Source organism: Micromonospora sp. WMMD967 (assembly GCF_029626165.1).
GTDB lineage: Bacteria > Actinomycetota > Actinomycetes > Mycobacteriales > Micromonosporaceae > Micromonospora > Micromonospora taraxaci.
In genome coordinates this window covers 4042700-4055414 of the sequence record NZ_JARUBK010000001.1, presented here as the reverse complement: position 1 = coordinate 4055414, position 12715 = coordinate 4042700, and the positions used below count along the sequence as shown (strand labels likewise).

The 12715-nt window shown below is 68.3% G+C and carries 13 protein-coding genes; 4 read left to right on the top strand and 9 right to left on the bottom strand.

The annotated features are described in order from the left end of the window. Positions 1–312 precede the first annotated feature (312 nt). The 4 genes from O7631_RS18725 to O7631_RS18710 all read left to right on the top strand — a co-directional run bounded on the left by O7631_RS18725 (position 313) and on the right by O7631_RS18710 (position 3704). Positions 313–606 carry a hypothetical protein gene (locus tag O7631_RS18725; protein WP_278145383.1) on the top strand — a complete coding sequence of 98 codons (294 nt, stop codon included), beginning with the start codon at positions 313–315 and terminating at the stop codon, positions 604–606. A 247-nt stretch (positions 607–853) separates the two neighbouring features. Beyond that, positions 854–1207, top strand: a complete 354-nt coding sequence (locus O7631_RS18720) for a hypothetical protein (protein ID WP_278145382.1) — start codon at positions 854–856, stop codon at positions 1205–1207. Between the two features lie 357 nt (positions 1208–1564). Next, positions 1565–3598 carry an acyl-CoA dehydrogenase gene (locus O7631_RS18715; RefSeq protein ID WP_278145381.1) on the top strand — a complete coding sequence of 678 codons (2034 nt, stop codon included), beginning with the start codon at positions 1565–1567 and terminating at the stop codon, positions 3596–3598. After that, positions 3570–3704 carry a hypothetical protein gene (locus O7631_RS18710; RefSeq protein WP_278145380.1) on the top strand — a complete coding sequence of 45 codons (135 nt, stop codon included), beginning with the start codon at positions 3570–3572 and terminating at the stop codon, positions 3702–3704. Before O7631_RS18715 ends, O7631_RS18710 begins: the two co-directional genes overlap by 29 nt. A gap of 29 nt (positions 3705–3733) precedes the next feature. Here O7631_RS18710 and O7631_RS18705 read toward each other — a convergent pair whose 3' ends face one another. The 9 genes from O7631_RS18705 to O7631_RS18665 all read right to left on the bottom strand — a co-directional run bounded on the left by O7631_RS18705 (position 3734) and on the right by O7631_RS18665 (position 12407). Next, positions 3734–4042 (bottom strand): metalloregulator ArsR/SmtB family transcription factor, encoded by a 309-nt coding sequence (locus O7631_RS18705; RefSeq protein ID WP_278145379.1) that lies wholly within the window; start codon positions 4040–4042, stop codon positions 3734–3736. Beyond that, complete coding sequence (locus tag O7631_RS18700) at positions 4039–4875, bottom strand: metal ABC transporter permease (protein ID WP_278145378.1); 837 nt, start codon at positions 4873–4875, stop codon at positions 4039–4041. Before O7631_RS18700 ends, O7631_RS18705 begins: the two co-directional genes overlap by 4 nt. Continuing rightward, positions 4859–5746: a metal ABC transporter permease gene (locus O7631_RS18695; protein WP_278145377.1), complete on the bottom strand. Its 888-nt coding sequence runs from the start codon at positions 5744–5746 to the stop codon at positions 4859–4861. The genes O7631_RS18700 and O7631_RS18695 overlap by 17 nt, the downstream gene beginning before the upstream one ends. Next, positions 5743–6513, bottom strand: coding sequence for a metal ABC transporter ATP-binding protein (locus O7631_RS18690; protein ID WP_278145376.1), 771 nt, complete (start codon positions 6511–6513; stop codon positions 5743–5745). Before O7631_RS18690 ends, O7631_RS18695 begins: the two co-directional genes overlap by 4 nt. 1 nt (position 6514) lies before the next feature. Further along, positions 6515–7504 (bottom strand): metal ABC transporter substrate-binding protein, encoded by a 990-nt coding sequence (locus O7631_RS18685; RefSeq protein ID WP_278145375.1) that lies wholly within the window; start codon positions 7502–7504, stop codon positions 6515–6517. Positions 7505–7634: 130 nt separating this feature from the next. Beyond that, positions 7635–8387 carry a class I SAM-dependent methyltransferase gene (locus O7631_RS18680; protein WP_278145374.1) on the bottom strand — a complete coding sequence of 251 codons (753 nt, stop codon included), beginning with the start codon at positions 8385–8387 and terminating at the stop codon, positions 7635–7637. 108 nt (positions 8388–8495) lie between these two features. Further along, positions 8496–9686 carry an aminotransferase class V-fold PLP-dependent enzyme gene (locus O7631_RS18675; RefSeq protein WP_278145373.1) on the bottom strand — a complete coding sequence of 397 codons (1191 nt, stop codon included), beginning with the start codon at positions 9684–9686 and terminating at the stop codon, positions 8496–8498. Between the two features lies 1 nt (position 9687). Further along, complete coding sequence (locus tag O7631_RS18670) at positions 9688–10992, bottom strand: pyridoxal-phosphate dependent enzyme (RefSeq protein WP_278145372.1); 1305 nt, start codon at positions 10990–10992, stop codon at positions 9688–9690. Positions 10993–11003: 11 nt separating this feature from the next. After that, the gene (locus O7631_RS18665) at positions 11004–12407 is read right to left on the bottom strand and encodes a Y4yA family PLP-dependent enzyme (protein WP_278145371.1); all 1404 of its coding nucleotides are present in this window, start codon (positions 12405–12407) and stop codon (positions 11004–11006) included. Positions 12408–12715: the final 308 nt, after the last annotated feature.

Here is a 12715-nt window from a genome sequence, read left to right as displayed (position 1 = left end):
GATGTCCCAACCGTCAGTCCTGACCGAGGGCGGCGGGGTCGAGGACCGACACATGTGGCCTTGGCCGGGGTGTGCGAGTTCGGCTCCACATTTCGTGCAGTGCACAGTGTTCTCCTGAGCGGCGCGGCCCAGGCTTCGCCAGGCCAGCTGAGCTGGGCATCTCGTACCTCGCCGCACGGGGTGAAGATCCGCCGGATTCGGTGCGAAGGGAATCATGCCCCGTCGGTGCCGATCCGGCGACCCCGTTTCCCGCGAGCTCTTGCCTTCGGCAAGTCGGCGGTCCGCATCCGGCGGTGGTGCATCATGCTGCCTGTGCGTGCCGAGCGTCTGAGCTTCTTCGTCAAGTCTGTCCGGGTCGTCCCCGAAGGCTGGCGCCTGGACGGTGAGCCGGGGTATCACCCGCAGCACTGGGCTCGTCCCGGGGACCGCTTCGACACTGCATGCGGCGAACACGGCAGGCCGGAGCGGGACGTGAACCTGGTCGTGGTGGAGCTCGGCGAGTCTCACGCCATCGTGACTGGTTTCGGCGGCGACCAACTCCAACCCGACGACATTCTCTCCGGAGAACGCCTTCTTGAGTCCGACGAAGCCTTCGGAGGCTGGTAGCTGGGGCGGCCCGTCGCAGTGGGAACCGCAGCGCCGCTGTCCACGCCTCGTCTCGGGCTGCCGTATCCGCAGCCTCCTCGGCTTACGGCTACAGGCTTCCCGAGTCGGGCCAGTTGGACCAGTGTGTGTTGGGTTGCAGTACGGGCCTGTACAGCCCGACGTCGCCGGTCGTCAGGACATCGGCAAGCTGGCAGAACGTCTCGGATTGGCTTGGTAGTGACCCGCCAGCCAGGTCGGGATGGTTCCAATGGTCAAGCCGCAGAACCTCAGGTATGTCCACCGGGATCCGGCGTCGCAGTTCCCCCTCATCAGCCAGGAGAAGCTCGCGATGGCGCGGAACGAGCCGACGCAGCACGTCGATGAGGTCCTCGCCAGCCTCGGCGGCAACAGCGATCTCCCGACCACGAAGCACTACCGGACCTCGACCACGAAGCACTACCGGACCTCCCCGGTAGATCTCGGGCTCGTCGGGGTCCTCCAACTCGTCCCAGTTGTCGACCCGATCGAGGAAATCGCCGTTCTCAAAGCCAGGTCGCCGATGGTCAGGCAGTTGCCGAACACATGGAGCACGTCAGAAAGGTTGCCGGCCCGTGGCGAGTAGCCGACCGTCTCGACGATGAGGGCCCACTGTCCGGCGTCGCGGTACGCGTGCAACCGTGCGTCGACAGCGTAGTAGTAGCCATTGTCGAGGTCCGGGAACAGGAACTCCTCGGCTGCGGCGTCGAGCTGTTCGAGGACTTCGGCCGAGCGCACAGCCCAGCAGTCTAATCTGCCACGCTTGTCGGTGCGGGAGCAGGAGGCGATGCACCCGGTCCATGCGGCGATCATCGGCGCGTTGCGCAGCAGGATCGGCCGAAAGCACTGACCGGTCGGCGCTGCCCGAACTCGGCCGGCCCGGCGCGGCTATCCTTGATCGAGTACGACCTGTGCGTATATGTCCGCTAACTGAGGGGGGACCGTGCCCGATCAGATCGACCTCGCTCGCCTGCGGCACGTGCTCGACGGACCGTGGGCCGCAGTCCGCAACGCGCACCGGGAGCACCTCGACGCGCGTTTCCTCCCGGTGTACGGCGAGACCGGTGACCAGGCACGGGAGCGGATCTCCCGGTTGCTGACCGAACTCCCCGCCGAGCTGGGTATGGCGTCGGCCTTCCCCACCGAGTACGGCGGCAGTTCCGACGTCGGCGGCTCGATCATCGCCAGCGAGATGCTGGCGCAGGTCGACCTGTCGCTGATGGTCAAGGCCGGCGTGCAGTGGGGCCTGTTCGGCGGGGCGGTGCACGCTCTCGGCACCCGACGGCACCACGACGCCTATCTGCGGGACATCATCTCCGGCGAGATCTTCGGCTGCTTCGCGATGACCGAGACCGGGCACGGCTCCGACGTGCAGCAGCTGCGCACGACCTGCACGTACGACCCGCAGACGCAGACCTTCGACCTGCACACCCCGCACGAGGCGGCCCGTAAGGACTACATCGGCAACGCCGCCCGGGACGGGCGGATGGCGGTGGTCTTCGCGCAGCTGATCACCAACGGGCGACGGCACGGCGTACACGCGTGGTTGGTGCCGATCCGCGACGCGCAGGGCAACCCGATGCCCGGCGTGCGCATCGGCGACGCCGGGCCCAAGGCCGGGCTGCTCGGCGTGGACAACGGGCGGCTCACCTTCGACCACGTGACGGTGCCGCGGGACATGCTGCTGGACCGTTACGGCCAGGTCGCGCCGGACGGCACGTACTCCAGCCCGATCGAGAACGACTCCCGGCGCTTCTTCACCATGCTCGGCACCCTGGTCCGAGGTCGGGTCAGTGTGGGTGGCGCCGCGTCGGCGGCCACGAAGTCGGCGCTGACCATCGCGGTGCGCTACGGCGACATCCGCCGCCAGTTCGGCACGCCCGACGCGGATCGGGAGGTGCTGCTCAACGACTACCTGGCCCACCAGCGCAAGCTGCTGCCCGCTCTGGCCACCACGTACGCGTTGCACTTCGCCCAGACCGAACTGGTCGCCGCGCTCAACGAGGTGCAGGGCGGCGACGAGCCGGTCGACGAGCACCGCCAACGAGAGCTGGAGTCCCGGGCCGCCGGTCTCAAGGCAGCGCAGACCTGGCACGCGACCCGCACCATCCAAATGTGCCGCGAAGCCTGCGGCGGCGCGGGCTACCTGGCCGAGAACCGGCTGCCCAGCCTCAAGGCCGACACCGACGTCTTCACCACCTTCGAGGGCGACAACACGGTGCTGCTGCAACTGGTGGCCAAGGGGCTCCTCACCGGCTACCGGGACGAGTTCGGCTCGCTGGACGGCTGGGGGCGGGCCTCCTTCGTCGCCGAGCAGGTCCGCGAGATGGTGCTCGAACGCACCGCCGCGCGCTCGCTCATCGAACGGCTGATCAGCGCCGTGCCCGGCCGTGACGAGGAGGTCGCCGTCACCGACCGCGGCTGGCAGCTCAAGACCTTCGAGGACCGCGAGAAGCACCTCCTCGACGGCGCGGTCCGCCGCCTGCGCAACGGCGCGGCCACGAAGAAGGACCGGCCCTTCGACATCTTCAACGACGTCCAGGACCACGTCCTGAGCGTGGCCGCCGCGCACATCGACCGGGTCACCCTGGAGGCGTTCGTCGCCGGCGTCGACGGCACCGCCGATCCGGCGGTCCGTGCGCTGCTCTCCCGCGTCTGCGACCTGTACGCGCTCAGCGTCATCGAGACCAACAAGGGCTGGTTCCTTGAGCACGGCCGGCTCACACCGGCCCGCTCGAAGGCGATCACCGGCGTCGTGAACGGACTACTCCGGGAACTACGCCCGCACATGCGCGACCTCGTTGACGGGTTCGCCATCCCCCAGGAGTGGCTGCACACCGCGATCCTGCGCGAGGAACCCCTCCGGCAGGAGACCATGACCGACCACGACCACGCCGGTGATCCACAGGTGGTCCCGGCGTACGCCGCCGGTCGGCGAGGGCAACAAGATGGAGATCCAGAGCCTGCCCACACGTGAGGGCGCCTATGTCATCGGCACAGTAGCGACCGTCGACGACGCCATCCCCGCGCTCAACCCGACCCAGCGCCGCAAGGGCAAACCCGTCATCCGAGTACGCCAGTGATCGCCGATGTGACACTGCCCGCGCGATGGTCAGGACGAGTGCTCGGCATGGTGCAGCACTTCCGCGATGAGTCGCCTGGTGGCCTCTCCGTGCAGTGTGTAGGTGACCTCTCGGCCGCGCCGTTTGCGCCGGATCAACCGGGCGTCCTTGAGGTACCGAAGGTGGCGGGCGATGATCGTCGAATCCGCCGACATGGCCGCCGCCAGCGAGGCCGGCGTCTGGTCGCCGTTCTGCAGCAGCATGAGAATGCGGATCCGGTGCTCGTACGCCATCGCTCGCAGCACCACGACCGCGCGGTCCAGCGTGCGCCTCGTCTCGTCGAGGCGTGCGGCGCTCATGCCGATGCCCGCAGGCGGACGATCGCCGTGAGTCTCGGCTTGACCAGCCGAGACAGCACTGTCGACAGAGCCAGGACGGCGGTGGCTGTCAGGGTGATGCTCGCGCCGGCGGCGACGTCCCAGCGGCTCGACGCGTACAGGCCGCCGAGGCCGCTGAGAGCGCCGAGCGTGACGGCCAGGGCGGTGATGATGCGCAGCCGGTGCGACCACTGACGTGCCGCCGCCGCCGGGGCGACGATGAGCGCGAGGGCAAGGATCGTGCCGATGGCCGGAACGATCGTCACGACCGCCACCTGGATGGCGAGCAGCAGCACGACATCCCAGGTGCCGGTGGAGAAGCCCGCCGCCTGCGCACCAGCCCGGTCGAAGCCGGTGTAGCGCAGTGGGCGCGAGCAGGCCAGCAGGACGGCCGCGACGACGACGAGCGCCACCGCGGTGGTCACGAGGTCCTGCGGGCTGACGGTGAGAATTGACCCGACGAGGAACGATGTCAGGTCTCGGCTGAAGCCGCTCTGGGTGGCGACGAGCCCGGCACCGAGCGCGAAGCCGCCAGAGAGCAGGACGCCGGTGGCCGCAGCCGTGTTCTGGCTTCGTCGGCGACTGAGCGCGGCGACGCCCAACGCGACGATCGCGCCCGCGACCACACCGCCGATGACGATGTTGACGCCGATGATCGAGGCGGCGACCACCCCGGGGAAGGTGGCGTGGGTCAGTGCCATGGTGAAGAAGGACAGTCGACGGAGCACGACGTGAACGCCGACGAGCCCGGCGAGCGCGCCGGCGAGCAGCACCTCGGCCGTGGCCCGGTGCAGCGCGTCATCCCACCAGTTCATGGGGGGACCTCCTCGTGTTCGAGACGTCCCGCCCGTGGTGGCGTCTCGACCGCAGCGCGCTCAGCGGGAGCAGCAGCAGATAGGCGAGCACGAGCAGCAGGACGACGGCGGAGGCCGAGGTCAGGGAGATGCCGTAGTCGACCGATGCGGTCCAGCTGGCCAGCAGGCCGCCGTAGGCGGCGATGAGGATGAGCCCGGTGCCGATCACGGCCATCAGTGACAGGCGTGTGGTGAGCATGCGGGCGGCCGCGGCCGGCACGATGAGCAGCGCCACCACGAGGATGGTGCCGACGGCGCGTACCGCGGCGACGACGACGAGCGCGACGATGATGTTGAGCAACAGATCGAGCCAGGCAATCCGGAAGCCGGCGGCGGCCGCTCCGGCCGGGTCGAAGGTTCGAAAGACCAGGGCACGGGCGCTGATCAGCAGCAGTCCGAGGATGACGACCGCAAGCACGGCGGTCTCCGCGATCTGGCGCGGCGTCACCGTCAGGATGCGCCCGAAGAGAAAAGACGTCAGATCCGAGGTGTACGAGGAGCGCCGCGACACGAGCAACACGCCCATCGAGAACATGGCGGTGAGTGCCACGGCGGTGGAGGCGTCGTCGGAGAGCGCCCCGCCACGGCTGAGTACTGTCAGCACCACTGCGGTCACGACGCCGGCGACCAGCGCCCCGACGACGATGCCCTCGATGCCGCCGGCCAGGAACCCGATGACGACGCCGGGAAACACGGTGTGCGTCAGCGCGTCGGAGACGAACGACAGACGGCGGACAAAGACGAAGACACTGACCGGTCCGCAGATGAGGGCGAGCAGCGCGAGCTCGGCCAGGGCACGCCCCATGAACGGTACGGTGAACGGCTCGATCACGGCTCCACCAGCACTGTCCGGCTGTCGGCAACCTCGATGGCGTGTCCGCCGTACGCGCGGCGCAGGGTATCGGCCGTCAACGTTTCGCCGGGCCGGCCGACCGCCCACTGCCGGCCGTTGAGCACGCAGACCGTGTCGGCGAGCTCATGTGCGAGCGTCAGGTCGTGGGTGCTCAGCACCACTGTGGTTCCGGCCGCACTGAGGTCGCGTAGGACGGAGAGAATGGCGTCCTGACTCACCGCGTCGACGCCGTTGAACGGCTCGTCGAGCAGTAGCAGCCGTGGTTCTCCAGCGATGGCACGGGCAAGCAGCACCCGCTGGCGTTGGCCACCGGAGAGCACGCCGAAGTGCGTCCTCGCGTGATCGGCGAGGCCGAGGCGGTCGAGCGCCTGGTGAGCGGCCTGACGGTCGGCGCTGCGGGTGGGACGCCACCAACCGATGCGTCGGTAGCGGCCCATCATGACGACCTGGCCGGCGGTGACGGGGAAGTCGGCGTCGAGAGAGTCGGTCTGCGGAACGTACCCGGTGCTGGTCCGGGCGTGGGACGGCGTACGCCCGAGCACGGTGGACGTACCGGCGAGGACCGGCACCAGGCCGAGCATCGACTTGATCAGCGTGGACTTGCCGGCGCCGTTCGGCCCGATCAGGGCCAGGCGCTGCCCGGGCAACAGGTCGAGGTTGACGTCGGTGAGCACGGGCGTGCCGTGGTAGCCGACGCTCACCTCGGTGTAACGAAGGGTGGCGTCGGCCACCGCGACATCGCTCATGTCAGCCCCCCAGGCCCTCGACGATGACCCGGGTGTTGTGCTGCTCGGCGCCGAGGTAGGTGCCCTGGGGCGTGCCTTCGGCGCCGATGCTGTCGCCGAAGAGGGCGTCCTCACCGCCGATGACCTTGACGCCGGCCTGGGTGGCGATCGCCTCCGCGCTCTTGGGCGGCAGCGAACTCTCGGTGAAGATGGCCTTCGTACCGGTCGCCTTGATCCTTGCGACGAGATCGTTGAGCTGCTTCGCGCTCAACTCGGCGGAGGTGTCGAGGCTGGGGATGACCGAGCCGACGAACTCCAGCTTGTATCGGTCGATGTAGTAGCCGAAGGCATCATGGTTGGTAACCAGCTTGCGCTGATCGGCGGGGATCTTGGCGAAGGCCGCTTCGTTGTCGGCGTCGAGCTTGTCGAGTTCGGCCGTGTAGCTCTTCAGGTTGCTGGCAAAGGCAGCGGCGTGCGTGGGGTCGGCTGCGGCGAGACCCTTCTCGATGTTGGCGACCATCGTCTTGGCGTTCTGCGGGTTGTGCCAGATGTGCGGGTCGTGCTCCTCGCCCTCGTGCTCGCCTTCACCCTCCTCGTGGCCTTCTTCGCCCTCCTCGTGGCCACCCTCACGCAGGGTGACACCCTGACTGGAGTCGACGACGGTGCCCTTGAAGCCGGCCGACTCGACGGTCCGGTCGAGCCACTCCTCAAGGCCGACACCGTTCTTGACGACGATGGCGGCCTTGCCGATCGCCTGGATGTCGGCCGGGGTGGGCTCGTAGTCGTGCGGGTCCACGTTCGGCTTGATGATCTGCGTGACGGTGACATCGCTGCCGCCGATGACGCGGACGAAGTCAGCCACCTCGGGGGTCGTGGCGACCACGGCGAGCCGGGTGCCGCCGGAGGCGCTGCTCCCGCCCTCGGCGTCGTCACCCGAGCCGCCGCAACCGGCAAGAAGAACGAGCGCGGCGGCAGTCGCCGCGGCGATGAAGGTACGTTGTCCATGCTTCACGAAAACACTCCATTCCTGAGATGCGGAACGGTAATCGTTTTCGCTAAGTATCGTCTAATAGCGAGATGACGACACGTGCATGCATCCCCAGCCGCACTCGGGGTCCGGCCGGTCGCGCCTCAGGGCACCCTCAGGCCACCGCCGCCAGCGCCGCGTGCCTGCCACATCGCCAGAGGATTCCGGCCTGGCCAAATCCGGCTTCACGAGCGGCGGTGGTATGCCATGACGCTGGCGCGGTGAACTCGACCGGCAGGTGGCTCCCGAAGATCGCCTCCCGCTGTGCCAGCAATGGGCGCAGCGCCTCCAGGTCCGCTATGTCACTCCACCACTGCGCCCAGGCAAACTCCGCAGCGGCCTCAGGGTTCAACGCGCCCATCAGGGACGGGAGCCCTTCGTCGGGCATGAGGTCCGCGACGATGAGCAGCCCGCCGGGGGCCAGGCAGCGTCGCGCGTCGTCGTAGAACGCGCGCACCTGGGCCGGCGGCAGGTAGTGCAGGGTCATGACCACCGTGAGCAGGTCATAATGGCCACCCGCGTGGTCCACCCAGCCCGGCGTTGACAGGTCTCCCTCCAGCACCCGCACCTTGCCCGTCAGGGCACCGCGCGCCAGCGCCAGCAACACCGGATCGATGTCCATGAGGGTGACTTCGGCGTCGGCCCACCGCCGCACCATCCGCTCGGCCAGTAGCCCGGGGCCGCCGCCGAGGTCCAGCACACGACCGGGTGCCCGACCACACACGGCCTCGGCGACCCGGCACAGCGTCTCCTCGAGGCTGGCGAGGTGTGGCACGAATCCTTCCATGACCTGGGACCATGTCTCTCGCCACCGGACGGTCTGCGTGTAGTCGAGCGCAGTGTCGGGCGCGCTGGTGGTCGTTGCCATGGGTGCACTCCGGACGACGCGTGGACGGAAAGGCTAACGATAACGAGAGCCATTTCCGCCAGGATAGGCGAGGCGAGACGGAGGAGCCGGCGAATCGCACCGTGTCGGTCAATCCCGGTCGAGTTCCACCAGGACCGACAGGAGCCGGTCCACCTCCTCGGCCGTGTTGTAGACGTGCAGGCTCACCCGTACGGATGCCGTCTTTTCGCCCTGGTCACCCTGACAGTGACCGTCCGCGCGAACCAGAAGTCCGTGCGCGGCCAGGATGAAACCGAGATCGTTGGAGCCGATCAGGCGGTGGCGAAAGGCCACGATGCCCTGGCGTTGCTGGGTCGAAGTGTCGGCAGCCAGGCTGCTCTGACAGCCCAGCACCTCGATGTTGGACAGCGTGCGCAACCCGTCGGTGAGCCGTGCGCCGAGCGCGGTGTTCCACCGGGCGATGCGATCCAGGCCGGCAGCGTCGAGCCAGTCCAGCGCGGCGACCAGGCTGATGATGCCACTGGTGTTGGGCGAGCCGCGCCAACCGGCTGGCTCGTAGGTCGGACCACGCTGATTGCGCGCCCAGATCGCGCCGGTCCCGGGCAGGGCCATCGTCTTGTGCCCGGAGAACACCACGAAGTCGACGTCGGTCGTCGCGGTGGACAGCGGCAGGTGCCCCACGCCCTGCGCGGCGTCGAGGCAGATGGGGATGCTCGGTCCGGCTGCCGAGCGCAGCCTGTGCACGTTCATGTCGTTGCCGTAGACGTGGTGCACGTGGGTCGCGGCGATCAGGCGGGTTCTTTCGTTGATCATCGCGGCGAGCTTGGACGTGTCGTAGTCGTGGGCTTCGTCGTAGGGCATGGCCCGAACGCCGATGGACACGCCCTGGTGACGCAGCAGCTCCTCGACCTCCAGCCAGGGTGCGTTGTTGGCGGCGTGATCGGCGAACGGCACGACGATCTCGTCGCCGTCGCGCAGCTGCGGGGCGAGCCAGTCGCGGGCGATGGCACGCAGGCCCTCGGTGGTGCCGCTGACGAAGTGCACTCCGGAACGCTGCGGCGCTGGGTCGTCGAGGAAGCGGCGCAGTCGGTCGCGGGCCTGCTCGATGCGGGTGGTGGTCCGGTTCGCCCACGGGTACGTGCCCCGCGCGGCGTTGGCGTTACCCGTCGTCAGATAGGTCAGGACGGCGTCGAGGACCGCCTGCGGCTTCTGCGACGTGGCGGCGCTGTCCAGGTACGCCACGTCGGGGTTGGCGGTGACCTGCGGGAACTGGGCACGCAACCCCTCCTGCCACGGGTGCAGCTCATCGAGAGCGTCCATGTCAGTCGCGTACGAGCTCGGCGCCCGCGTCGCGCCACGCGATGATCCCACCGTCGAGCGACCGCACGTCTGGATGACCCATCCGGGTCAGCAGAGCGGCGTACCGGGCGGACTTCTCCCCCACCGGGCAGACCAGCAGCACCGGCTGGCGGCGACCGAACGGCAGCCCACCGTGCAGCAGCTCGGCGAAGAGCTCGTCGACGATGTTGACCGAGCCGTCGATGTGCAACGCCTGGTACGCGAACGGGCTGCGCAGGTCGACCACCAGCCCTCGGCGCTCGGCGATCCACCGCTCCGCTTCCGCGACATCGACGGTCGCCGCCTGCCTCACCTCCACGTCGGTCACTGTACGAAGGGAGTTGCGTCGCGGTGGCCGGCCGAACAGCTCGGGGCGCCTCTCCCGCAGGTAGCTCATGTAGCTCTCGACGCGGTCACAGACGATGAAGACTGCCGTGCGACGTTCGGTGAGCTGCGCGTCGATGGCGCGCAGATGGCGTACGGCGCCCTGGTAGGCGCCGCCACCGGTCGGCCCGGCGAGCGTGCCGCACCGGCGTACGAGAGTCAGTAGACCGTCGATGGCGTCGTCGGCGGTGATCGTCTCGAGTGCGTCGTACACGTCGGGGTCGAAGAGGCCGACCTCGTGCACCTCGTCGATGGTGCGGATCCCCGGGATGAAGTCGGACTTGTGTGCCACCAGCCCGACGACGCGTACGTCGGGATTGTGCTGGCGCAGCGCGGCTGCCACGCCGGTGGACGAGCCGGCTGTGCCGACGCAGGCGATGAAGTAGTCCGGGGCTCGACCGTCGAGGTCCTTTACGATCTCGGGGCCGGTGCCGTTCAGGTGTGCGTCGACGTTGAGCTCGTTGAAGTACTGGTCGGTGTGCAGGTAGCCGCCGCCCGATCCGGCGAGCCGGTGGTACATCCTGGTCAGCGGGTCGTCGGTGTCGGTGGGGTCGAGGCATTCGGCCTGGCCGGGCAACTCGTCGATCTCCGCGCCGAGCAGCAGGAGCAGGTCCTTGATCTCGGCGACCTTCATGCGGTTGGTGACGCTCTTGAAGGTGAGGCCATGCATGCCGGCGATGACGGCGAGGGCCTTGGCCGTGTTGCCGCTGGACAACTCCACGACGGTGTCGCCGCGCTCGAGGGCCTGGGTGAGCAGGGGCCGGGCCATGTTCCACGCGGCGCGGTCCTTCAAAGAACCGAACGGGTTGAGCAGCTCCATCTTGGCGTACAGGTCGATGTTGCGCAGGCCGTGCACGACGGCGTCGATGCGTACCAGCGGTGTGTTGCCGATGGCTTCCGTCATGTTGTCGAACCTCATGGTGCCTCCGCACGGTGGTGAACGGGCCAATACTGCTCGTCGAGGCACCATCGCCACGCGCCGTCGTCGCGATAGAGCGCGACCTTGCGGCCGATCGGCTGACGCAGCGCCTGCGTGGCGCTGAAGTCCATGAGGTAACCGGCGGTGTTGACGAAGGCCAGTAGGTCGCCGGTGCGGGGCCGGGAGGGAAGGAAGACCTTGCGTCGGGTGATGAGATCCGCCTCGAGACAGAGGTTGCCGAACAGGTACACCCCTGCTGGTCCGGGACCGGCCGGGGTCGTGCGGTGCACGACGACCGGGTCCATCAGGACGCCGTGTTCCTCGAGGCTGACATCCCGTGCGTTGCAGTCCAGGCGCACGATCGTGTCGCCGTTGGCCTCGTCGCGGACCTCGAGGACGCTGGCCAGGACCAGACCGCACTGGTCGAGCAGGGCCCGACCCGGTTCGACGTGCAGGTCGTACATGTTGTCCAAGAGCAGTGTCCCGAGCGGGCGGCGATGCTCGGGCGAGAGGGTTCGCAACAGCCGATCGAGGTACGCCGCCCCGGAGACGGGCCGGTGTGCGGGGTACAGGCTCAACGAGCCCCGAACGTGGCCGTTTTCGGCGCGTAGACCGTAGCCGTGCCCGTTCCAGGTCAGCGGTGCCCGCTTGCCGAGCACCGCCTCGGTCAACGCGGAGGTGTACTGCTCCCACTGCCCGCCGTCAGCGAGATAGTCGACGCCGAACCCACCGCCGACGTCCACCGACCATGGCCGCAGACCGCGCCGGCGGCACTCGTCCAGCGCACCGAGGCAGCCCTCCAATGCCGCAGCCTTCTCCGGCAGCCCGATCGTGTCGAGGTGAAACGCCACTCCGACCAGGTTCAGGGCGTCGGCGTGTTTCTCGACCGCGTCGAGGATCTCGCTCGTCTCGGCGGCCGGCACCCCGAAGCGGCTGCGACGGCTGCCGAGCTGCACGCCCGACGAAGCGAAGCCCGACAGGCGTGCCATCACCCGTACGGGCGGCAACGACCAGTCCGTGACCAGCCTGGCAAGCGTCGCCAACTCGTCGACCGAATCAGCGCTGACCGTGACGCCGGTACGGGCGCTCAGCCAGAGGAACTCCTCGTTCTTCGGCCCGGTCGCCACGATCCGCTGCGGCACGAAGCCCGCACCGAGCGCGTGCTGCAGCTCAGCCAGTGACGCGACGTCGATGCCCGCCTCGGTGGTGGCGAGTTCACGAACCAGGGCACTGGACCGGTTGGCCTTGTGCGCGTAGTAGATCTGACCGGACAGGCGATGATTGGTGAAGACCGAACGAAATGCGGCGATGTTGTGCCTCAACTGTTGCGGCAGAATCACGCCGAGCGGGGATCCCAACGCGTCGGATAATTGCGCCATGAGGGTGGTTTCGTCGAGCACCGACCGCAGCGTCGGATCGATTCGCGGAGTCAGGTGAAGGGGCAATGCGACTCCTCAGATGAGTCGTGGTGCCACGGACGCCGCCACCCCTCGCGCCAGGAAACCTTCGTGGCGACGGCCTGCTCCAACGTAACCGATGTTCCTACGCCGGCCAAGGGGCGTTGGACGAACGACCTTACATAGTCAATTGTGCATACGTGCTTGCGTAATGGCTGCCTATTCGGCGAACCGTGCGAGCATGGCGGAAGTTCCATTTCTTCCCCTGCTCTAGGGCACACGGCAACGCGCGGCGCCTACCAGAAGTAGGC